At 46.5% G+C, this 24,013-nt stretch carries 18 protein-coding genes and 1 other annotated feature (1 of these 19 running past the window's edge); of the genes, 4 read left to right on the top strand and 14 right to left on the bottom strand.

Going from position 1 to position 24,013, the window contains the following annotated elements:
• Nucleotides 1–49: a binding site (T-box leader), on the bottom strand; it reaches 178 nt to the left of the window's first position.
• A gap of 142 nt (nt 50–191) precedes the next feature.
• From K401_RS0121510 to K401_RS0121500, 3 genes are read right to left on the bottom strand one after another with little or no spacing between them, the layout of a single operon-like run.
• Nucleotides 192–1,007, bottom strand: a complete 816-nt coding sequence (locus tag K401_RS0121510) for a hypothetical protein (protein WP_024294893.1) — start codon at nt 1,005–1,007, stop codon at nt 192–194.
• On the bottom strand, nt 1,004–2,227 hold the full coding sequence (locus tag K401_RS0121505) for a DUF5716 family protein (RefSeq protein ID WP_024294892.1): 1,224 nt from the start codon (nt 2,225–2,227) through the stop codon (nt 1,004–1,006). The genes K401_RS0121510 and K401_RS0121505 overlap by 4 nt, the downstream gene beginning before the upstream one ends.
• 16 nt (nt 2,228–2,243) lie before the next feature.
• Nucleotides 2,244–5,816 (bottom strand): DUF5717 family protein, encoded by a 3,573-nt coding sequence (locus tag K401_RS0121500; RefSeq protein WP_024294891.1) that lies wholly within the window; start codon nt 5,814–5,816, stop codon nt 2,244–2,246.
• 327 nt (nt 5,817–6,143) lie between these two features.
• On the opposite strand from K401_RS0121500, the gene K401_RS0121495 reads away from it, so the two are divergent.
• The 4 genes from K401_RS0121495 (at nt 6,144) to K401_RS0121480 (ending at nt 9,526) form a co-directional block, all read left to right on the top strand.
• Nucleotides 6,144–7,298 (top strand): NAD(P)-dependent malic enzyme, encoded by a 1,155-nt coding sequence (locus K401_RS0121495; protein ID WP_024294890.1) that lies wholly within the window; start codon nt 6,144–6,146, stop codon nt 7,296–7,298.
• Nucleotides 7,299–7,611: 313 nt separating this feature from the next.
• Complete coding sequence (locus tag K401_RS0121490; RefSeq protein WP_024294889.1) at nt 7,612–8,136, top strand: DUF4364 family protein; 525 nt, start codon at nt 7,612–7,614, stop codon at nt 8,134–8,136.
• Nucleotides 8,137–8,172: 36 nt separating this feature from the next.
• A complete protein-coding gene (locus tag K401_RS0121485) occupies nt 8,173–8,484 on the top strand; it encodes a hypothetical protein (RefSeq protein WP_024294888.1) in 312 nt (103 codons plus the stop codon).
• Nucleotides 8,485–8,551: 67 nt separating this feature from the next.
• Nucleotides 8,552–9,526: a GNAT family N-acetyltransferase gene (locus K401_RS0121480; protein ID WP_024294887.1), complete on the top strand. Its 975-nt coding sequence runs from the start codon at nt 8,552–8,554 to the stop codon at nt 9,524–9,526.
• Nucleotides 9,527–9,572: 46 nt separating this feature from the next.
• Here the strand turns inward: K401_RS0121480 and K401_RS0121475 are convergent, their stop codons facing one another.
• The 11 genes from K401_RS0121475 to K401_RS0121420 form a co-directional block, all read right to left on the bottom strand.
• A complete protein-coding gene (locus K401_RS0121475; protein ID WP_024294886.1) occupies nt 9,573–10,316 on the bottom strand; it encodes an amino acid ABC transporter ATP-binding protein in 744 nt (247 codons plus the stop codon).
• Nucleotides 10,317–11,111, bottom strand: a complete 795-nt coding sequence (locus tag K401_RS0121470) for an amino acid ABC transporter permease (RefSeq protein WP_024294885.1) — start codon at nt 11,109–11,111, stop codon at nt 10,317–10,319.
• A 215-nt stretch (nt 11,112–11,326) separates the two neighbouring features.
• Entirely contained in the window at nt 11,327–12,208 is an 882-nt protein-coding gene (locus K401_RS0121465; protein ID WP_024294884.1) for a transporter substrate-binding domain-containing protein, read from the bottom strand.
• A 67-nt stretch (nt 12,209–12,275) separates the two neighbouring features.
• Complete coding sequence (gene yihA / locus K401_RS0121460) at nt 12,276–12,875, bottom strand: ribosome biogenesis GTP-binding protein YihA/YsxC (protein WP_024294883.1); 600 nt, start codon at nt 12,873–12,875, stop codon at nt 12,276–12,278.
• 120 nt (nt 12,876–12,995) lie between these two features.
• Entirely contained in the window at nt 12,996–15,314 is a 2,319-nt protein-coding gene (lon, locus tag K401_RS0121450) for an endopeptidase La (protein ID WP_024294882.1), read from the bottom strand.
• A gap of 78 nt (nt 15,315–15,392) precedes the next feature.
• A complete protein-coding gene (clpX, locus tag K401_RS0121445) occupies nt 15,393–16,694 on the bottom strand; it encodes an ATP-dependent Clp protease ATP-binding subunit ClpX (RefSeq protein WP_024294881.1) in 1,302 nt (433 codons plus the stop codon).
• Nucleotides 16,695–16,822: 128 nt separating this feature from the next.
• Nucleotides 16,823–17,410, bottom strand: a complete 588-nt coding sequence (gene clpP, locus K401_RS0121440; protein WP_013273024.1) for an ATP-dependent Clp endopeptidase proteolytic subunit ClpP — start codon at nt 17,408–17,410, stop codon at nt 16,823–16,825.
• 167 nt (nt 17,411–17,577) lie between these two features.
• Nucleotides 17,578–18,864 (bottom strand): trigger factor, encoded by a 1,287-nt coding sequence (gene tig, locus K401_RS0121435; protein WP_024294880.1) that lies wholly within the window; start codon nt 18,862–18,864, stop codon nt 17,578–17,580.
• 113 nt (nt 18,865–18,977) lie between these two features.
• Nucleotides 18,978–21,953: a bifunctional diguanylate cyclase/phosphodiesterase gene (locus tag K401_RS0121430; protein WP_024294879.1), complete on the bottom strand. Its 2,976-nt coding sequence runs from the start codon at nt 21,951–21,953 to the stop codon at nt 18,978–18,980.
• Nucleotides 21,954–21,989: 36 nt separating this feature from the next.
• Entirely contained in the window at nt 21,990–23,435 is a 1,446-nt protein-coding gene (locus K401_RS0121425; RefSeq protein ID WP_024294878.1) for an extracellular solute-binding protein, read from the bottom strand.
• Nucleotides 23,436–23,451: 16 nt separating this feature from the next.
• Entirely contained in the window at nt 23,452–24,012 is a 561-nt protein-coding gene (locus K401_RS0121420) for a DJ-1 family glyoxalase III (RefSeq protein ID WP_024294877.1), read from the bottom strand.
• Nucleotide 24,013: the final 1 nt, after the last annotated feature.

The following is a 24,013-nucleotide window of genomic DNA, read 5'->3' as shown; positions in this document are numbered from 1 at the left end:
TTTTCTCTTTCAGGGTTATAAGCGTACTCCTCTTCTTCTCTACCTTTTCCTTATTCCTGCCCATGCTTTTGGGGCATATAGGCATACCCGCAGGGTGTTTTCTTATTTTTACCCATGATTTTGGATCATAGCGGGATACCCACGGGGTGTTTTCTTATACTTTGTAATGATAGTGTCTTTTTACGGATTTGTCAAGACATAATATTCCTGTATTCCTGTTTCCATTTCTGAATCAGCTCACCGGCTCCCTGGAAACGCTTGATCGGGTCTTTTTGAAACAGCCGTTCCAGCTCCTGAAGGCTGTCAGCCTCAGCTGCCTTGATTTCTGCATTTTCTTTTTCTCTCCGGCATTCCTCTTTTAATTCATCGGTAATGAGCGCCTGAAACCGTTCATTTAACACAAGGTTGGGATTCCACTGGGACAGATGACATATTTTCTTTAACACTTCGCCGTTTTTTACCAGATCAAAGGACTTTTGATAGGACTGGCAGGCCTTGTCCGTCATAAACAGTCTGGCATAAGCTGCTCCCAGATTATTATAGACTTTAGCCCGAAAGGCATCATCCATCCTGTCTGCCTTTGGAAGGTCAAGAAGCCGGCAGTATTCGGCTGCAGCCTTTCCATACTGCTTTCTTGAAAACAGGTAATCTGCCTTTGCCTTTAAAAACTCCGAAGCAGGCATCCGGCGGTAAGAGGCTAAGCTCTGGCGGAACCGGCTGACCTGGTCGGCAGTATAGTAGTCACATTCATGAAGGATCATAACAAGAAGCTCATCCGGCTCCTCGCCGCTTTGCTGCCACTTCTCCAGCTTGGCAGCCAGAAAAGGCATATCCAAATCCTCCCTGATAAACTGGATTAAGCTGTCATCCACAAATTGATCCAACACCAGAAGCGGATTGTTATAGATCGCATAACAAAGCTCCTGGGAGGAAAATAAACGGACTCCCAGGCCTTCAAAATAAAAAGGATGTTTGACCGGCTCCTGCCGGCAAAGAATCAGACTCATAGCATAACCTCTTGCCTTATTACGGCCTCCGTAGCCGGGAACAATTCCCCAAAGCCTTTGTCTTTTAGTACCACTGCCATGGTTTTTTCATCCAGAAATCCAAAGCTGATCCCTACGCGCAGGGTTCTGTCCGTCCGCTTAGGAAATCCTTCCAGCGGAATTTTGATCAGCCTTTTTTGTTTTGGGTCCATTGGCGTTACCATGAATTCCACATAATCCTGATGATCCACGATTAGATCCACGCTGCTCTTTGCCTCATACCAGCTGTCTCCGGCAGCAGCAACCACAAGCTGGCTTTCCCGTTCCTTGTGGAGCACCCGCATGGAAACGGTGGAATGAAGCCGCCCCTGACAAATGCAGGTAAAGGGAAAAGCGGTCTTCTCCTGGAGATAATCCATTCCTCTAAAAGCCGCACCCCTGGCAAACAGCTCCGGTTCCATATAGACCTTCCGGCGGGAGCAGAGTATCTTCATAGAATCCGCCGCCCAGTCGTGATGCTCAAAGCCTTTTCCCGTCAGGAATACGGAGGAAAATAATTTCTTCTGGAGAAGCCTTTCCGCACAGGAGCTTAAGATTTTATCCGCAAGCTTTCCCCCGGAAGGTGTCCCCAGAATATCCAGATTAAAGCTTTCCTCCAAAGCCTCATTCTCCGCAATGACCACCATCTTCCGAAGGCCTCTCTGCACCTTCAGTTCATGATAGTGGAAAGCGTCCTCAGATAAGTCAAACACACCCACCTGATTGCTCCAAACCTCTTTTTTCTGGCTGAGGGCATAATATACAAAGCTTTCCGTATGGCTTATGATGTGCACCCGTTCTCTTGGAATCTCTAAGTAGTCGGCGCAGTACATAAGCGCATCCATGAGCTTTCCATCCACCTTCTGCATGGTGATCACCAGCTGCTTTACCTCTTCGCAGAAGAACTCTTCCATGGGAAGCTTTAATATCTTTTTTAAAAACATCTTTAAAAGGTCAAGACCTTCGTACTTGGTCCCGCCCAGGGTAGCGGTTCCTTCTTTCCTAACCATTTTTATCAGCTTGTCCACAATAATGCCCTCGCCTACAAGGGTATAGGCAAAAGCCTCTTCCCCTACAAACCAGGCATCTTCATCCTTTTTCCTGCAGATGACTGTAGGAATGCACCATGATTGTTCCCTGTCATGGCAGCATATGCGGGTATAGGCATCGCAAAGGTCAAGCCCTATTATCAGTCCGTCCATTGACAGCCCCCTTATCTTACATCAGTGGAAATAATTCTTCTGCAGCAGCATTCTTTTTTAAATACTCCTGCATCCGTTTTTTAAGCCCGTTTTCATCCTTTAAGCTTAAGGAAAGGCCCATTTCATTTAAGCAGGCAAACCTGCTGTCCGAAGTCTCCCGGGAGGTCCCGGTCTCGCAGCTGACACTGCCCTCTTTTTTCACGACCCACGTTTCCCCGGTCAGTTCTCTCACCTGGTACTCCATGATCTCGCCTTCAAACAATATCTTCTGCTTGACAAAAACCCCCTGGTACATCCGGGAAATATCTTCGCTGTGAAATTCCTCTTCATCAGGAAGTATCCTCACCTGAAGCTCCACTTTGGAATCACGGTCTGTGCAGTACTGGATCATGGCCTTGTCCATAATATCCTCAGACATGGGGACATATGTCGCAAGAGCCTTAAAATATGGGAATACAAAGCCCTCTTCCAGAAGGAAGGAAACCGTATTCCGGCACAGCTTTTGCTGCTCCTCGTCAAGAGCAGGAAGCCGGGAATAATATTTTGTTATGGCAAGCAGATAAATGGTCGGAAGCCGGCCTTTTAAAGAAGCGGCTTTGACCGTTCCTTCCAGGTAGGCAAAAATCTTTTCCTCCGGCTCCTTATCCTCCATAAAATACTCCGTACATTTGATGGTAAAGTAAGCCTTTACGATCATGTCGCTGGTTTCCTTACGGCTCCGGTAAAGGCCAAACACTTTATCCAGCTTTAAGCTGCAGCCGGAAAACATCATCTGGGCCGTCAGGCGCTCTTCCAGATCATATGTTTCCACATGTTCGGAAACTCCCTTCATAAGCACGCGATACATCTGATCCGTGAGACCGTTAAAATGCTCGCATAAATAATCAAGGATCACTCCGTCACTCTTTCCTTCCCTGAAAACATCGTAAGCCAGATGCAAAAGCAAGGGATCCTCATCAAATAAATTCTTAAGTATCATTTTCGAACACAGTTCATATAGCCGTTTTGTCTCAAGGCCTTCACTGCCGAATTCCCGGATCATCAAAAATGCCTCTTCCATATAATCATTATGGATAAGGGTGTTGCAGACGCTTATCCGCTCCTGCTTTGTAAGGACCTTTTTGTCCAGCTTAAGCAGGTATCCGGCCCCTTCTCCTCCTTCTTCCCGGGAAGCTGCCTGCTCCTGGTAGAATTCAATGACCCTGGAAAGAAGGAGCTTCTGATAAAGAGGGCGCAGTTTTTTATCTTCTAACGTGCCTTCTAAAATCTTCACTTCTTCCACAGAAGAGACTCCGTCTGCCAGAATCCGTTCACATGCCCGGAGCCGGAGCATGGAATGCTCCGGATATACTTCAAAACAGCGTTCTTCCAGTTCCGGACGGTCCATGACCGGCTCTTTTTTATACGAAATACCTGCATACCGGTTGCCAAATGCATCCTGGAAAAGCAATATGCTGTGTTCCGAAAACAGCGGTACATAAGCAACGCCGTCATTAAGAAGAAAGGCATCCTCCTCTGTCATCTCCTCATAGCATACAATGACATACTTCATCTTTTTATTGCTGCATTCCACCCGGTAAGACCGGAGAATGGAGGGCAGCACCATTGCCATGGGAAGGTCGATCACATCCTTTAGTATCATCCGCTCATAGATCCCGGCCAGCTGCTTGTCGATCCGTGATTCAAACAGCTGCTCCGTGGCAAACTTTTCAATGGTACGTTCATAGGCCTGGTAAAGAGGGTCCCCTGGCTCTAAATAGACCAGAACATTCTTATAAAGGACTGCCCTACTGTGGAGATCCAGCTCATTTCCTCCATAGGAAAAATAAAGGAGCACTTCCTTTGGAAGTAGGTAGCAGTAATTTCCCGGCAAAGCGTACAGATAATATTCATACAGCCGCGTCAGGCTGATCCCGGCCTTTATCCCCTTTTCGTACCAGGAAAAGGCTTCCGCCATGCGGCATTCCCCTTTGATCAACAAGGCGCAGATCGCCTCAAGCACTTCTTTTATTGGGTGTTCTTCGTATAGCTTAACCAGCATCCGGTAATGGAGCCGGTTAAAATGTTTTGCTGCCAGGGTAAGCCTGGATACGGCAACAGCCAGCTTTTTATCCACAAGCCCCTTGCCTGCACAGTGATAAAGGATCTGAAGCTCCATGGCCCCCATGGTTCTCATGACCTCCGGCCCATGGTTTAACACCCTGCAGCCCCAGACATAGAAAAACGGGCTTCTGACGCCCATATGAAACTGTTTTTTCATCATGGAAAGCAGGGCCGGCAAATTTTCAAACAGTCTGTCATCCAGTTTTATGAGCAGCAAAAAAAGCCAGAAAAGCCGTCTGTCTTCTTCCAGATATTTTTTCATGAGACGGATTAAGGATTCTTTCTGATATTCGTCCGGCTGCACTTTTAAGCGAAGGAACTGGTAATAGCAGTAAAGCTCCCTTTTTTCCTGGCGGTCCTTTAGGATTTCATCCCTGCACTCATCAAGGAGCAGGGCAGCCTTGGAAGGATTTCCCTGTCCAAGAAATATTTCAGCCCGGAACAGCTTAAGAAGGCCGCTTTCACCCTTCATCAATTCGATCTCATCAAGGGCCCTTCCCATCTCATCATATAAAATATTCAAATCCTTTTGCCCGTACTCTTCTTCCAGGCGAAGCTTAAGAAACCGGCCAAAGGCTTCCTTTGCAAAAGCGTCTTCCGCAGGTATGCCGCCGCCCGGATTATTGACCGCCGTTACGGGGATGACAAAACGGTCCTCGATCCCGGTTATCAAAATCCTTCCGGAGTTCTCTCCCTGGTGCATGCGCTCCGGATGAACCAGGAACGGCACCCTGCATTCCTCTTCTTCAAAATCCTGTTCCCCAAGATTTTTCTTGGGCAGCTCTATAAAATCACAGTCCGTTGTAACTTCCAGGTTCACATACCCCCAGTCACTGCGTGTTATGACCACCCAGTCCGTTACAACCTCTTCCAACTCTCCAAATCTCCGTTCCTGGGTTTCCGCCCATAGCTGGACCGGTTTTTTCACCTTTAAAGCGGTCAGAAACTCTTCCAGTTCCTTTCTTCTGTCAGGCCGTCCCTTTAACCCGTCGTAAATTGCCCTTACACGAAGGTCCTGCATAAAGGTAGCCGTGGCAAAATCCCGGTACTCGAACAAACGAAGTGCCGTGTCCATATCTTTTTTTGCTGTTTCTGCAAAATCCTCTGCTGTCTTTAAATCGCTCAGTGCTTTTCCTGACGTACTCAGTTCCACACAAAAAGAATAAGGGACTTCTCTCTCGCCGCCATTGGTAACCAGATAAAAAGAGCCCTTAATCACATCTCCATCTTCCAGAAAACTGCTGTTTATCTCATAGACCAGATGGTTATATGTTCCGCCAAACGCTCCGCTTATGAGTTTGACACGGAAGTTAGACGAATATGCAAGTCCTTTTATATGCAGATTATTCTCACTGGTGACGACAAGCTCCCGCCTGGTAGCCCCGCCTGAACGCACCACATCATCAATTTCCCCTGGTGTAACCTTAATCTTTGGAATCTCTGAATCAATGATGCCCTTTGCCAGCCTGTTGATCCGTTCTCTCATAGTACCACCTGTATCTTTAACATCCTTATCTTATTAGCTTGTTTGAATTCAATTACTCTATATATAAAAACAAAAAGACTGTTTTCATAATCGGATGGACGGGGCAAAGAACGCCCCTTTTATCCCCACTTGCGCTGCAAGTTCGGATAAGTTATATTATGAAAACAAAAGATGTTTTCATAATCGGATGGACGGGCTGAAAACAGCCCTTTTATCCTCACTTGCCTTGCAAGTTCGGATAAGTTATATTCTAACATAATTTCTATTGATTTAAAACCCTAAAATTGGTATGATAAAATAAAACTGTGAAAAAAAGGACAAACGATCATGACAACCAACGAAAAAGCTTTATTGCTGCATGAAGAATGGAAGGGAAAGCTGGAAATCACTTCCAAAGCAAAGGTAAAAAGCAGGGAGGATTTAGCCCTTGCTTACACCCCGGGCGTAGCGGAACCTTGTAAGGTTATTGCTGAAAATCCGGAGGCCGCCTATCAATATACGATCAAATCCAACACCATTGCCGTGGTATCAGATGGCAGCGCTGTTCTTGGGCTTGGCAACATCGGACCGTTGGCCGCCATGCCGGTTATGGAGGGGAAAGCGGTGCTGTTTAAGGAGTTCGGAGGAATCAACGCCATCCCCATCTGTCTGGATACCCAGGACACGGAAGAAATTATTAAGACTGTGGTAAATATCGCTCCGGCTTTTGGCGGGATCAATTTAGAGGACATCTCTGCTCCCCGCTGTTTTGAGATCGAAGAACGGTTAAAAGAGCTTCTTGACATCCCCGTATTCCACGACGATCAGCATGGAACGGCGATTGTGGTTCTTGCCGGGATCATAAACGCCTTAAAGGTGACCGGAAAGACAAAAGAGGAATGCAAGGTAGTTGTAAATGGTGCAGGCTCCGCCGGGATCGCCATTACAAAGCTCCTTCTTACCTATGGATTCCCCCACATCACCATGTGCGACCGTGCGGGAATCCTGGCAAAGGGCATGGAAGGGCTAAACTGGATGCAGGAGAAAATGATGGATGTGACAAATCTGGAAGGAAAACAAGGTTCTCTGGCAGACGCCATGAAAGGCACCGATATTTTTGTAGGAGTATCTGCTCCGGGAATTGTTACAGAAGAAATGGTCGCTTCCATGAATCCCGATGCCATCCTGTTTGCCATGGCAAACCCGGTTCCGGAAATTATGCCTGATCTTGCAAAAGCCGCCGGAGCAAAGGTGGTTGGAACCGGAAGATCGGATTTCCCCAACCAGGTCAATAATGTGGTAGTGTTCCCTGGAATCTTCAAAGGCGCATTGGAAGGCCGGGCTGCCTCCATCACGGAAGAAATGAAGCTTGCTGCTGCAGCCGCCATCGCTGACCTTGTAGCGCCTTTGGAACTGAACGAAAATAATATCCTGCCGGAAGCCTTTGATCCCCGCGTTGCTGCTGCTGTAAGCCTGGCAGTCAAAAGTAATATCCGGCAGTAGAAAACATAAAAGATCCGGTTGAAATCTGCTTTCACCACCCCTGATTTTACGGCGCAGCCAGCGCATTACTGGAGATAAACCCCTGCGGGGATATCCTGGAAAGAGGTGACCCCTTACAGGGAGGCCTGCATGCCCAAGCAGCGCGGACAAGAAAGAGGTAATCCCTTAGGGACGCCTGTATGCCCAAACAGCACGGCAGGAAAGGTAGCCCCTTAAGGGATACCTGTATGCCCAAAAAGCATGGGCAGGAAAGAGGTAGCCCCTTACAGGGATACCTGTATGCCCAAAAAGCATGGGCAGGAAAGAGGTAACTATGCTGTCGGAACCCATGACCCTGTACAAACTGATGATTTTATACATGCTTAAACAGGTTAATTTCCCCCTGACAAGCGCACAGCTGTCAAACTTTTTTCTGGAGCATGAATATACCACATATTTTACGCTCAACCAGGCATTAAATGAACTGCTGGAGGCCAGACTTCTTCTTGTGGAAACCAACCATAACAGCAGCCGGTACGAGATTACCAGGGAAGGGGAGGAAACCCTTTCCTTTTTCGGTAACAAAATTTCCCCTGCCATCATCAATGACATGGATGAATATTTAAAGGAAAACAAGTTCCGGCTCCGCAATGAAGTCGGAGTAACCGCTGATTTCTATAAATCCACCAGCCATGACTACATCGTCCACTGCCAGGTCCGGGAGGGAAAAAACTGCCTGATCAACCTGGAACTGTCTGTTCCCGACAAAGATCAGGCAGAAATTATGTGTGACCACTGGAAATCAAAAAGCCAGGAAATTTATGCATTTGCCATGAAAGCGCTGATGAGCGGTTCTTAATTTTTCATCCAACAGTAAACAAAAGGGGGATTCATCTTGAATAAAATTCAGACAAAAAAACCATTGTTTTCGGAAATAAGCCAGCAATATCGGTTTCAACTGAAGAAATTTAAGAAAAAGAAGTTCTATTTTAAGGCAAAGCTGATTTTAACCGTCATCCTTCCTGTTCTTATCCTTGTGCTTTCCGTCAAAACGGCAGAAACCTTTATCCGGATCAAGCTGCGGAACCTTTTTGCCAAGCCGGTACCTTCCAGTGCGCCTGAAAGAACGGGTGAACCGGTTTCTATCCATGCAGTTCCGGCTGAGGTGGAGATTTTGCATCTGCAAAAGGTTTCCGAGGATTCTTAATTTACATCCATCGCGATTCCGGGCAGTCAATGCATTCTTACAAGCCAGAAAAGAGGAATAATAAAAAATGGTTATCCTTGATTTTACCCGTGAACATATCATAAAGGCGAGCGAACTTGCACTTGCCTGCTACGAAGAAGAATGCTCTTTGGTACCGGCATTGCCAAATGCAGATCAATTTCCTGATTTGACTTATTTTGCCGATAATGGTCTGGGTGTTGCAGCGTTTGAAAATGGGAAGATGGTAGGATTTCTCTGCAGCACCGCTCCCTTTGACAATGCATTTTGTTCTACCGATGCCAAGGGCGTGTTTTCACCCATGGGGGCCAATGGGACAACACGGGAAAACAAAGCAAAGATTTACGCTGCCATGTATCAGGAAGCTGCCCGCAAGTGGGTAAGAGCAGGTGCTGTCAGCCATGGTATATGCTTATATGCACATGACGAAATTGCACAGCATCAATTTTTCAAATATGGTTTTGGTCTGCGCTGTGTCGATTCCATTCGCCCTATGGAGCCATTTCACTGCGCCCCCTGTGAAGAATACAATTTTTCAGAACTTGAAGCCAGTGAGTATCCGACCGCATATTCATTGGAAATCATGATGCATGAACACTATATCAATAGTCCCTTTTTTATGAACCGCAAACCTGATGCACGGGAAATATTTTGCGAAACATGCGTCAGGGATCATGAACGATGTTTTGTGGCTCAATATGGGGACGAAACATGCGCTTATTTAAAGATATCGGAAAGCGGAGAGACTTTTATTTCGGAAAATCCAAACTACCTTCATATCACCGGTGCTTTTTGTCTGAAAGAACACCGGGGAAAAGGAGTATATCAAAATCTTCTGAATCATGTTATTAAGATATTAAAAGCAGAGGGTTACACCCACCTTGGAGTAGACTTTGAAAGCATCAATCCAGCAGCATATGGCTTCTGGTCAAAATACTTTACGGCATATACTCACGGCGTTGTTCGCCGTATTGATGAAAAAATATTGGCATTGTCTCCCTGTGAGGCATGTGACATCTTATAATCGTAAATAAAAAGCTGATCCAGTGAACCCACTGAATCAGCTTTTATTATCCCTGCATGAACCTGTTTAAAAATTCCTTTGTTGAATTCTTCTTTGGGTTGCCGAATATATCAGCCGGCGCACCTTCCTCTTCGATGACGCCGCCTGCCATATAAACCACACGGCTGGACACATCCCTGGCAAATGCCATTTCATGGGTCACGATGATCATGGTAAGACCTTCCTTGGCCAGAGTCCTCATAACCGCCAGAACCTCTCCTACCATCTGAGGATCCAGAGCAGAGGTCGGCTCATCAAACAGCAGGATTTCCGGCTCCATGGCCAGGGCCCTTGCAATGGCCACTCTCTGCTTCTGCCCGCCGGAAAGCTGCCTTGGCTTTGCATTGATGTAAGGAGCCATGCCTACTTTCTCCAAAAACATCATGGCTTTCTTTTTAGCCTCTTCCTTATCCTTTTTAAGAACCTTCACCTGTCCTACCAGGCAATTTTCCAAAACAGTCATGTTATTAAACAAATTAAAGCTCTGGAATACCATGCCCACCTTGGTACGGTATGAGGGGACATTCATCTTCCGGTCCGTAATGTCCACATCATGATACAGGATCTCACCGGTAGTGGGAGTCTCCAGCAGGTTGATGCAGCGTAGCAGCGTTGACTTTCCGGAACCGGAGGCTCCGATGATGCAGGTCACATCTCCTGCATTGACAGAAAAGTCAATGTCCCGCAGCACCACATTTGTCCCAAAGGTCTTGCTTAAATGATGAATCTCTAATACTTTTTGGCCTGTCATTTATTTATCCTCCTTCTCTTTGGGATCTGGAAATTTTACCATTCCGCTGGTATAAGCCAGGGTATCCGTGGTCGCCAAATCGTAGCTGTCCGGACCATCCATCTTCTTCTCCCAGTAACGCAGGATTCTGGAGCAGGTAAAGGTCAGGATAAAATAAATGATCATGGTAATGCCGAATGCTTCAAAGTAAGTATAATACGCGCCCGCAACGCCTTTTGTGGCATAGAACAATTCCACCACTCCAATGACGGAAAGCACGCAGGTATCTTTAATGTTGATGATCAGGTTATTGCCGATCTGAGGCATGATATTGCGCAGGGCCTGAGGCATTATGACATTGACCATGGTCTGAAAATGGGTCATGCCGATGGCCTTGGCTCCTTCGGTCTGGCCCGGGTCAATGGAAAGGATTCCTCCCCTCACAGTCTCAGCCATATAAGCGCCTGTATTAATGGATACAATGAAATAGGCAGCAAAAACAATGGACATGTTAATGCCAAACAGTACGGAAGAGCCGTAGAATATAAACATGGCCTGAACCATCATAGGTGTTCCGCGGAATACCTCTACATAGATATTCAAGATGATTTTCACTAACTTTAATAAAAACTTTTTTACCGGATTATCACTTTTCTGTACCGGAATCGTCTGGATAATTCCTACGGCAAAACCGATGATACAGCCGATGAATGTGCCGACAATGGCAATTGCCATTGTTTTTCCAGCCCCGTTTAAAAAGGAAGGGCCATAATGTTGCAGTATAAACACAATTCTTCCAAAAAAATCTGATGGCAAAGACATATACTACCTTCTCCTTTTCGTAACTTCGTTTAAACAGAACAAACGGCACGAAATAAGAACGTTCTTGTTCCGTGCCTGCAAGCCCTGATTCTATTCTTTATTCCTTCAAGCAAAGCCAGGCAAAGGAATACTTACATTTCTGAAACCGGCCAGTGCCCAAGGGGACAGCTCCCCTCACCTGCAGCCTGCTGCAGAATATCTAACCTGGATTAATTTGATAATGGCTGTACGGAAATAGCTTCTTCCATCATCTTGTTAAAGTCATCCTCGTTCATTTTAGAAAGTACCCCGTTTATGGCATCCTTTAATTCCGTATTTCCCTTCTTCAGTGAGATGCCGATGTTCACATCTTCATCAGAAACTTTAAATTCACCTTCTGTTCCGGTGAAATCAAGAAGCTTGAAATCAGGATAAGCAACCAGGGCTGCCTGTCCGGTAGGCTTGTCCGTTACAACCAGATCGCATCTGCCGGAGCTTAACGCCACCAGCATGGCCGGTGCGGATTCCTGGGCAGGCTGAACGTCTGCATCGGGAATCTGAGGCAGACAGTTGTCATACCAGATGGTATTTAACTGAGAAGTGCAGGTCGCACCGGAAAGATCGGCAACACTCTTTGCATTCTCATACTTGCCTCCTGCTTTTACCAGGGTCACTATGGTTGCGTAATAATAAGGATCCGTAAAATCAACGGACTGGGCACGTTCTGCGGTAATGGACTGTCCTGCAATGACACAGTCAACCTTTCCGGACTGAACTGCAGGAACAAGGGAATCCCAGTCCAGCTTTACGATCTCCAGTCCATAGCCCAGTTCTTCCGCAACCTTCTTAGCCATCATGACATCATAGCCATAAGCGAAATCAGAGCTGCCGGAAATTGGAACGGCTCCGTTGGCATCTGTAGGCTGGGTCCAGTTGTAGGGCGCGTAGCTGCACTCCATGGCAACCTTTAACACCTTTTTATCTCCTGTTTCCTTACCATCTGCCGCAGATGTGCCTGTTGCGGCATTACCGCCTCCACAGGCGGTCAGAAAGGACGCTGCCAGGGCTGTTGCCATAAGAGTTGATACGATTTTTCTCATTGTCTTTTTCATAACTGTTTTCTCCTCTTCCTACCATAATGAACTCTATGTAATAAATAGGTTCATTATAAAAAGATTTTCACTCCTTGTCAAGACTATTTACAGATTCTGAAATCATCTCCCAAATTTCTTCCCTGCCCTGCTTCGTTTCAGCGGAAAAGGGAATGACCGTCACATCGCTTCCGATCCCAAGCCCCTGACGAAGAATTTTTACCGATTTCTGTATCTGGCTCCGCTTGATCTTGTCCAGCTTGGTGGCAATGATCACGGGCTGGTAACCGTTGTACACGATCCAATTATACATGGTCTTATCATTCTCAGAAGGCTCATGGCGGATATCAATAAGCAGAAACACACACCGGAGCATGGGTGAGTTGTGGAGATAGTTTTCTATCATTTTCCCCCATTTTGCTTTTACTTCCTGCGCTACCTTGGCATAACCATAGCCAGGGAGGTCCACATAGTAAAAGGCATCGTTGATGTTATAAAAATTAATTGTCTGGGTCTTTCCCGGCTGGGACGAGATTCTGGCAAAGGACTTGCGGTTCATCAGGGCATTGATGAGAGAAGATTTTCCCACATTGGACTTGCCTGCAAAAGCAAACTCCGGCTTTGTGTTTTCCGGAAGCTTGCTGGTGATTCCGCATACAGTCTCCAGCTCTACAGTTTTAATGATCATGTGCTTTCCTCTTTCCTGCCCATGCTTTCTGGGCATAAAGGTATCCCTGTAAGGGGTTTCCTCTTTCCTGCCCATGCTTTCTGGGCATAATGAAATGTCTGCAAAGCCTGCAGGGCATCTCTAATCCTGTACAAAAGCTTCCTTTAAGACCTGGGACATATTTTTCGCATAAACGATTTCAAGGCCGCCTGTGATCTCCTCTGACAGCTCTGCAATATCCGGGCGGTTTCTGTCAGGAACCAGAACCTTCTCCACATGAGCCATGCGGGCAGCCAGAATCTTCTCCTTAAGGCCGCCGATGGGCAGAACACGGCCGCGGAGTGTGATCTCCCCTGTCATGGCCACCTTGGCGTTTACTTTCCGGTTTGTAACTGCCGACAGCATGGCCGTTGCCATGGTGATTCCTGCCGACGGGCCATCCTTTGGCACTGCCCCTTCCGGGATGTGAAGATGGATATCGTGCTTTTCAAAATAATCATTCTTTATCTTAAATTCAGGACACACAGACCTGACATAACTTAAAGCGGTCTGGGCGGATTCCTTCATCACATCGCCCATCTGTCCGGTCATCTGAAGGGTTCCTTTTCCAGGCATAACATTGACTTCGATTTGAAGGGTGTTGCCGCCGACGCTGGTCCATGCAAGCCCTCTTACGATCCCCACCTGGTCTTCCTCGTTCACATCCTCAAAAAGCACTTTTTCCTTACCCAGATACTTTTCCAAGTTGTCTTCCGTGATTTTTATAGCCCGCTTTTCATCTTCCAGGAATTCTCTTGCAGCTTTTCTGAAAACAGCCCCGATCCGCCTTTCTAGGTTTCTGACTCCGGCTTCTCTGGTATAATGGTGAATGATCTTTTCAAGAGCTTCATCGGATATGGACACTTGCTTCTCTGTAAGCCCATTCTTATCCCGCTGCTTTCTTACTAAGTAATTCTTTGCAATATGAAATTTTTCATTCTCCGTATAGCTGTTAACTTCAATTACTTCCATTCGGTCTAAAAGAGGCCCCGGTATGGTAGTCGTGGTGTTGGCTGTTGCAAGAAACAGCACATTGGATAAATCAATGGGAATCTCTACATAGTGGTCCCGGAATTTTACATTCTGCTCACTGTCCAGCACCTCTAAAAGAGCTGAAGAGGTATCTCCTTTATAATCCCTGCTCACTTTGTCGATCTCATCAAGAAGCATCAGGGGATTGCTGACTCCGGCCTGTCTTAAGGCCTCCACGATCCTGCCGGGCATGGCTCCCACATAGGTTTTCCTGTGTCCGCGGATTTCCGCTTCATCCCGGATTCCGCCCAGGCTGATCCTTACATACTCCTTGTTTAGAGCCTTTGCCACGGACCTGGCAATGGAAGTCTTTCCTGTTCCGGGCGGTCCTACCAGACAGATTATGGGACTGGACCCTTTTTTCGTGAGCACACGGACTGCCAGATATTCCAAAATCCGTTCCTTTACCTTTTCAAGACCATAATGATCCTCATTTAAAATTTCCTCCGCATGGACAATGCTGTTATTATCCTTGGACAGCTTTTTCCATGGAAGCTCCAGAGCTGTTTCAAGATACATGCGGACCACATTTGCCTCCTGGCTTCCTCCAGGCATGGCCTTAAAGCGGTCAATTTCCTTCTGGATCTTATCTTTTGTCTCTTTATCCGCTTTTAAAACCTTCAGCCTTTTTACGTATTCATCCGCATCGGACAGAGGGTTGTCCTCTCCCAGTTCTTCCCGGATCACCTTTAACTGCTCTCTTAAGATATAATCCTTCTGGTTCTTGTCGATTCGTTCCTTCACATGGGACTGTAATTCCCGTTTTACCTTTGTTACTTCGATCTCCGTTATGAGCTGCTTCATGACCAGCGCATACCGGTCCTCTAAAAGAGCGCTTTCAAGCACCTGCTGGCGTACCCGGTAATCCCAGGAAAGCTGTACGGCGATCTGGTCTAAAAGCTCGCCAAGGTCAGAAAGCACCAGAAGATTGGGAAGTACCTCCTTTGCAATCCGGGGATTCTCCTTGCCGTATTCCTCCAGCTTTTCCTGAATGATCTGTATCATGGCCTGTATGGCAATGTAATCAAGGGAATCATCTGATTCCAGGGTTCTTTCCACTTCTCCTATGAGCATGGGTTCCTCGTTGTCAAGAGCCAGAAGTTCCACCCGCTCTACGCCTTCCACCATAACACGGATCACATTATTGGGCAGCTTTACCAGCTGCTTGACAAGAGCCACTGTACCCACCTGATATAAATCTTCGATTCCAGGATCAGCTTCCTCAGAATTTCTCTGGGTAACCAGACATACCTTCTGGTCTCCCACCATTGCCTTCTCCACAGCCGCAATGGACTTTGTCCGGCTGATGTCAAAATGCAGCATCATTTTGGGAAGAACAGTCATGCCACGCAGGGCGATAACTGGCATTGTGATTATCTTATCCACCATTGTGTTCTCTCCTTTGCATTCAAAAAGGTGTTCCAGCAGATTCTCTCGCTGTAACACCTTCCCGACTCATGCAGGGACCTATGCGATCTCGCCTGTCTTATCTTTTCTTAACTTCTGAGCCAGTGATTTTCTGGGGACTGCCGTGTCCCGATAGATCAGCTCCGGCTCACCCTTTTTATCTACAACATCCTTGGTAATCGTACAGATTCCAATGCTGCTGTCAGATGGAATCTCATACATCAGTTCCATCATTACGCTTTCCATAATGGAACGCAAGCCTCTGGCACCGGTCTTTCTCTCCACTGCCAGCTCTGCAATCCGCTCTACCGCGTCTCTGGTCAGCTCAAGCTTTACGTCATCCAGTTCAAACAGCTTTTGATACTGTTTAACCAGGGCATTCTTTGGTTCTGTTAAAATCTTCACAAGCGCTTCCCTGTCCAGAAGTTCCAGGGACACGGTGATCGGCACACGGCCGATAAACTCCGGGATCAATCCGAACTTCACCAGATCCTGAGGAAGGGTCTTTTTCAAAAGATCGTCAATATCCGTCTTGTTCTTATCCACGATTTCTGCATTAAAGCCGATGGAACCGGCGCTTAAACGGCGTTCAATGATCTTTTCCAACCCGTCAAAGGCACCGCCGCAGATAAAGAGAATATTGGTGGTATTGATCTGCAGAAGCTCCTGGTGGGGATGCTTTCTTCCTCCCTGAGGCGGAACGCTGGCAACCGTGCCTTCCAGGATCTTTAACAGAGCCTGCTGTACACCTTCACCGGAAACATCCCTGGTAATGGATACATTCTCAGACTTCTTTGTTATTTTATCAATTTCATCGATGTAGATAATTCCATATTCTGCCCTGCTGATATCGTAATCAGCCGCCTGGATGAGCTTTAAAAGGATGTTCTCCACATCCTCGCCCACGTACCCGGCTTCTGTAAGGGCTGTGGCATCTGCAATGGCAAACGGTACATTTAAGACCTTTGCCAGCGTCTGCGCAAGGTAGGTTTTACCGGATCCGGTAGGACCCAACATCAGAATATTGCTCTTTTGCACATCCACATCCATCTTTTTTCTGGAAGTGATTCTCTTATAGTGGTTATAGACTGCTACAGACAATACCTTTTTTGCGTTATCCTGACCAATGACATAATCATCTAAAAATGTCTTGATTTCCTTTGGCTTCATCAGGTTAATATCGCCAAAATCAGGTCCTTCTTCCTCATGGCTGTCGAATTCTTCCTCCAATATCTCTGCACACAAATCTATACATTCGTCACAGATATAGACATTATTGGAACCGGCAATGAGTTTCTTCACCTGATCCTGGGTCTTTCCGCAAAAAGAGCATCGGATCTTGTCGTCTGTTCTAACCGGCATATACACACCTCATTCTTTCCTAATTCTTGCCCGCGCCCTCTGGGCAGGTCCCACCCCGCTCCATCGGGCGTAAAGGGCTACCGCAGGATGTTTCCCGTCAGCCGCCCTGCTTTTCCAGGTACAAAGACTTATCGGTCATGGCTGTAGATGATATCATCAATCAAGCCATATGCTTTTGCCTCTTCCGCATTCATATAATTATCACGCTCAGTATCCCTTTCGATTACCTCATAGGGCTGACCCGTGTTTGCGGAAAGGATTTCATTTAACCGTTTCTTTATCTTCAGTATATTCTCAGCTACGATCCGGATTTCGGTAGCCTGGCCCTTTGCTCCGCCGGAAGGCTGATGAATCATGACTTCCGCATTAGGAAGGGCAAACCGTTTTCCCTTTGCTCCGCCTGCCAGTAAAAATGCTCCCATGCTGGCTGCCATACCCATACAAACAGTGGATACATCGCATTTAATGTAATTCATGGTATCATAAATTGCCATGCCTGCTGTAACAGAACCGCCTGGACTGTTTATATAAAGGTTAATATCCTTGTTAGGATCTTCTGCCTCTAAAAATAACAGCTGGGCCACAACAAGGCTTGCTGATACATCAGACACCTCTTCCCCAAGGAAAATGATCCTCTCCTTGAGAAGTCTGGAATAAATATCGTAAGAACGTTCGCCCTTACTGGTTGATTCAATGACATAAGGTACTAAACTCATCTGTCTTCCTCCTGTCTGTTCTTTCCTGACTTTCCTAAAACCGCCCGTGTCATCCGGGCTTGATCCGCTCCGTTTTGCCGGGCGGAAAGGGATACCGGTAAGTATCTCTTATCAAAGCCGAATAGACTCCGGACAAAAATGCCAGGAATCTATTCAGGTCAAACTTCTTAAACTAATTTTGCTTCAGCAACCAGAAAATCTACCGCTTCCTGAACTGCCAGATCTTCCTTCATCTGCTGGATACCGCTCTCGCCAAGAGATTCTTTTACCAGAGAGGCCTCCATCTTGTAAGCTTCTGCCATGCTGGCGATCTCTTTCTCAACCGCTTCGTCAGAAGCAGTGATGTTCTCCGCCTTTACAACAGCTTCCAGTACCAGTCTTGTCTGGATTCTCTTAATAGCCTGAGGCTTCATCTGCTCTTTTAAGGACTGGAGTGTCATACCTGTAAATTTCATATACTGGTCAAGAGACAGGCCCTGGCTCTGCATTCTTCTTGCATAATCATTGACCATGTTGTTAACCTGGCTGTCGATCATCGGCTCAGGAATGTCCATGACAGAATTTTCAACGACCTTTTCTACCACACGGTCTTCGTTCTCTGTTGCCGCTGCTTTCTCTTTGTTTAAAGAAACCTTTTCGCTGATGTCTTTCTTGTACTCTTCTAATGTCTCAAATTCGGAAACTTCACTTGCAAACTCATCGTTTAACTCAGGAAGTTCTTTCCTCTTGATTTCCTTTACCGTCACCTTAAATAAAGCCGGCTTTCCTGCCAGATCTGTTGCATGATATTCATTCGGGAAGGTTACGTTGATTTCGCACTCTTCGCCGATGCTCTTGCCGATCAGCTGTTCTTCAAAGGTATCGATAAAGGAGTGGGAACCAATGGTAAGAGGATAGTCCTCACCCTTACCGCCTTCAAATGCCTTTCCGTCTACAAAGCCTTCAAAATCGATAACCGTCTGATCGCCATCTTCAACAGCTCTGTCCTCAACGGTGATCAGTCTGGAATTCTGCTCCTGAACTTTCTTTAATTCAGCATCAATATCTTCCTCAGTCACTTCGGCAGATGCCTTAGTCACTTCAATTCCCTTATACTCGCCCAGGGTTACTTCCGGCTTAACAGCAACAGTCGCTGTATAGATCAGGGTCTTCCCCTTCTCTACCTGTACGATATCAATTTCAGGTCTGGAAACGATATCCAGTCCGCTTTCTTCCGCTGCGCCGCCATATGTTGCATCAAGAGCCTCATTTACTGCGTCCTCATATAAAACGCCTGCTCCGTACATCTTCTCAATCATGGCCTGAGGAGCTTTCCCTTTCCTGAAACCAGGGATGTTGAATCTGCCCTTATTCTTATTGTAAGCTGCGGTAAGAGCCTTATCAAACTCCTCCGCTGACACTTCTACCGTTAATTTTGCCATGTTCTTTTCTAATTTTTCTACTTGTAAACTCATTAAAGGGTTCCTCCTTGAAATATATGTGAACCGCCAAATCAACAGGGCGTTACACTTCAATTTAGCATTATAACATACTCGTCCCGTAAATTCCAGTACTATTTACGATTAAATCAGGTTTTTCCTGAAAACTCCTGCATTCGTTTCACAATGTAGGGGTCAAGAGGTCTGATCTCCATTTGCGGCCTGGCAATATAGTATCCCTGGAACAGGGAAACCCCGCAATCCATGAGAAATTCCAGCTCTTCCGGAGTTTCCACACCCTCTGCCAGAACCTTGGTGTCATTTTGTTTTGCATAGTCCAAAAGGTTCCTTAAAATAATCTGGCGGTTGGGATCTTCGTGGATCCGTTTTACCAGATTGATATCCACCTTAATGATGTCCGGCCTCATGCGAAGGAGAATAGTCTCGCTGTTATACCCTGTGCCGAAATCATCAATAGCCACCTGCCCCTTCCACTGTCTGGCCATATCGATCTTACGCTCCATGAAATCATGGCTCGCCGGTTCTCCTTCCGTCATTTCAATGACGATCCGGTGAAGCAGCTCTCCATAGCTTTCTTCCAGCTCGGCCTGCTCTTCTTCCGTCAAACAGACGCTGGCAATAGAATTTATAAACAGCTTTTCATCAGGTCCCAGCTGGCCGGCCTCTATCTCCGCCATAACGGCTCTAAGGCCTGCAAACCAGGTGAGCGTTTCCATCTGAGGAAGCTTTGCCTGGGCCCTTGCCAGATTTAAGACCTCGCTGATCCCCTTCATATTTACAAAATCCGGACGCATCAGCAGCTCATATCCGTATATCTCTCCATCCCTTGATGCAATTGGCTGAAAGGCAAAACGAACTTCTTTTTTATCCAGCATCCGGTTAAGCTCCTCGCTGCCGGCAAGCATATAGGAATTATGGGTATACTCCTTAAGATCAAACTCCTTTACGATACCCTTTACGCTGTGCTTTACCATGTACATGGCAAAATCCGCATAATTAAACAGCGTTTCAAAGTCCCCGGCATCATCCGGATACCAGGAAAGCCCTCCTGATACGCGGATGGGAAACCGGTATCCTTCTTCTGTGTTTAAGCTGAATTTTTGAATGTGTTTCATGAATTCCCGGACTTTTTTCCTGATTTCATCCTTTTCATCCGCTTCCAGAAAGGTGACAAATTCATCTCCTGAATATCTGGCGACAATTCCTCCTCTTTCTGAAAATATCTTTAAGCAGCCGGCAAACAAGACAATGTACCGGTCGCCTTCGTCGTGTCCGTACGTATCGTTAATATATTTTAAATTATCCAGATCCCACATCACAAGTGCGGAGAACTTCTTTTTCTGCTTCTTGATTGCAGCCTCCACCTGCTCCCGGAATGCCCTCCGGTTGTAGAGATCTGTCAGCAGGTCATAATTTCTTTCCCTCTCCAGTTTTTCCTTCTCTACTACGTCCGCAGTCACATCCGAGCACACACCTAAAATCGTCCCTTTTTTGGATTCATCCAGAATAAATTCTACCCACCTGGTCCCCTCCGGACTTTCCAGGCACTGAAAGATACGGTCCCCTTTTATTTTAATTCCGGTAAAGGTCCGTTCCATGTATTTTTTGAATTTTTCCGTTTTTATATAACAGTAGGGTTCCTCCAAATGACCCCAGCCCAGCATCTCAAACAAAGACCGGCTGCAGAATACACGCTCCCCCTCCTCCTCGTATTCAAATACGCCGATGGGGATATTGGCATGCTCCAGAATGCTGGAAATCTTTGACGATGCCCTCTCCACATCCTGGTTTAATTGTTCAATGGTTTCCGTCAGTTCATCGATTTCCCTGATATGTACTCTCTTAAGTGAAAGCCCCCTGCTTCCCGACTTGCCTCTTAACTCCGCAACCAGTCTGCGGATGGGTTCTGTCATAATTTTCCCTATGACAAACGCTCCTAACAGGCTGAATATAAGAGGCACCACCATGGAGCTCAAAAGCATGCGCCGTATGGCATTATAAAAGGAAAGCAGATCCTTTTGGCGTGCAATACCTGCCAATACCCACTCTTCTTTTTCAAAGGGACTGTTATTTCCATAGACATCAAGGCTTCTTATGCTGGCATACCATCTGGTCCCTTCCGAAGACCTCAGCTGGCTGATGTTCTCTTCCTCATTATCCTCATAATTGATCCTTGGTCTTTCATTAAAATACTGGTTATACAGGTATCCGGAATAGGCTACAGGCACAATGGTCCTTGTCTCCTTGTTCCTGATGCCCAAAAGCCAGCACTCCTCAAAGCTGCCGTTTGTCTGGTCATCTCCAAGGATCTGTTCCAGCTGGTTTAACGTCATTTCCAGCCCATACACTCCCGCAATGGTGCCGTCCTCAAGAATAATTGGAATGGAATAGGTTATGACCGGCATATCCCTGGGGCTTAAACGGAAAGGAGGGCTTAAGTAGGCGAATTTCATGAAATCCTCCGGTGCCGCCTGATTCTGCACTGCCATGAGATATGGCTTTTTATAAAAAGTGGAGGCTTTGCTGTCCTCGCTTTCCTGAAAACCAAGCTCCCAAAAGGAATCCAAGGGAATATCATACTTTTCTGCTATGGATGGCAGCCCTCTTTCCATCAGGAGAGAAGAATTATCTTTTAAGTATCCTCCTGAGTTGGAATTCCTCACGTAAAAGCCCGCTTTCATTTCAACCGGACTGTTTTTGGCCGCCGGGCCGTTTAAGACCATAAAAACCCCCGTAGCGTGGCTCAAATGTAGCATTTCTATGGACTTTTCCATGATCTTATCAACGATTTTCCTGTTCAGCACATAATCCGTAGAAATATCCCCGGAACGGCGCTTCTCTTCATCCAGCACCTGCTGGATACCGGCAGTAATGAAATCGGAATTATTAAACATGACGACCCAATGGTGAAAGGTTTCCTTTTCCAGGCCCAGCTTTGTGTTTTCCGTATTTTCACTTAATATATGGATTTCATTATTTTTTAATTTAATAGAAACTCCGCCAAACAGCACCAGTCCCGCAATGACCGCCGCCTGCAGGACCAGAAGGATGAGCAATGGCCCCAGCAGCTGGGTGCGAATGGATTCACTTCTCTTATTTTTCATAAATTGTACCCTAAGGAATGCGTTTTTCTTTCAACCTTATTCTCCGACAATCGCTTCCAACTGCCCCATCGTATCCCTGTACCAGTTATCAAAATTCTCCTCTGTCAAAAAATTTGCAACTGCATTTTCTCTCTTAACTCCCTGACCCATGAGAGTGCATACCTCATTGTAATCTTCCTTTGCCTTTAAAGCCATTGTGGAATTCAGCACGCCTCTGGCACGGTCGCCTCCTTTAAAAGGTTTTGAGGTGTAAAGCCTGTACTGATTGGCCGTATCAAGGCCGATCAAAAGATTCTGTGATACGGTGCTGTTTTCACCGGCTTCCGCCAGGAAGGGCTTCAGCAGTTCCTGGTTCCCGGCCGCTTTCTTAACCGGAAGATAACCGGAGCCAACGGCAAATTCCATGTTATGTTCCACACTGGTAAACCATTTTAAGAAAAGGGTTGCCGCATACTCCCGCTTTTCCTCAGATTTAAACACCATCATACCGGCCCCCTGCTGAACGGCACAGGACACGGCTCCCTCAAAATTGGGCAAAGGGTAGAGCTTGCTTTCTATGGCGTAGTTGGTCCCATCTTCAAGTGTCACTGAGGTAGGAAAATAAGCAATTCCGCTGGTGGCCCCGACAAATGCCGCCAGCTGGCCTGTCTTCACATCATCACTCCGGAATTTTCCATAGGACCCAAAGTATCCGTTCACATAGGGAACATAATAGTTATCCCACAGCTTCCGCATAGTCTGCCTGTCAAAATCCAGAATGGTTTTTCCATCCTTTACCTTAAAAATCTCATGGCCAAGCTGAAAGCTGCCGATGATCATATAATTGGCAAAGGCATCCCTTCCAAAAAAGGCTTTTCCGTCATCCGGCGTCTCTGTTAGGCTGTCCGTCCATTTATAATAGATCTCCGCCACCCGGGTGATCCCTTCCCAGGTGGAAAGTGCTTCCTCCGTCACGCCCGTTGCCTCTGCAAACTTATCCCAGTCCGTCTTGTTCACAGTGAGGATCTCGGTGGATTTTGCTATAGGAAACACCTTGATGGCCCCTGTGCTGTCAAACCTGCCTTCTTCTATGTAAGCATCCACATATTCCGATAATTCCTCAGAAGTCAGATAGTTGCTTAAATCCGCCGCCAAACCCATCTGATCCACTTCGTACACTTTATCCACGTAGGCGGAAAATACGTCAGGCAGAGGCTCTGATCCGATCTTCTTTTCAATGCTGTCATTGACCAGAGCGCTTAACTCGTCAATACTTCCCTTGTTAAATGCCTTGACAATGATCCCCGTTCCTCGTCCTTCGCTTTCATTGAATTCCTGCACCAGGCGGTCAAATTCTTCCTTCTGAACACCATTGTAATAATGCCAGATGGTAATGGTGACCGGATCCTTTTCTGACAGTCCATATGGATTTTTCTTATCACAGCCGGAAAGCAGGCTGATGAAAGCAGCCGCCATGACCGGCAATATCCATTTCTTTTTCATACGCTCACCTGCCCCATTAAACAGAAATATGGTCGTACTGGATTGCCTCCTTTATCTGGCGGGCAAGTTTTTCATCCGTCATAAGGGCAAGAAGCTCGATTCCCATATCCAGCGCATAGCCCAGTCCCCTGGCGGTGGTTATATTTCCATCGGTAACAACCCCCTGTTTTGTGTACACGGCTCCCTTTAGCTCTGGTTCAAAGCCGGGAAAACAGGTTGCCTTTTTCCCTTCCAAAATTCCAAGATTTCCTAAAATGCTTGGAGCCGCACAGATGGCCCCTATTCTCCTGTTCTCTCTATTGGCTTCCTTTAACGCATTTAACAGCCCTGTATGGGCCCCCAAATTCCTGGTCCCAGGCATTCCGCCGGGCAGAAACAGAACATCGGCATCCTTGCAGTTTACTTCCGAGAATTCAAAATCCGCCTGGATCTTTATCTGATGGGCACTTATTACATCCCGTTTTCCGGTGACGGAAACAAGGGACACCTCCTGGCCTCCCCTTTTTAAAATATCCACAACTGCCAATAACTCCACTTCCTCTGATCCGTCAGCTAAAAACGCATATACTTTTCCCATT

Origin of the sequence: Lacrimispora indolis DSM 755, assembly GCF_000526995.1 — a bacterium.
Lineage (GTDB): Bacteria > Bacillota > Clostridia > Lachnospirales > Lachnospiraceae > Lacrimispora > Lacrimispora indolis.
Note: the sequence above shows the minus strand (reverse complement) of the source record. Positions and strands in the feature narration are given on the sequence as shown.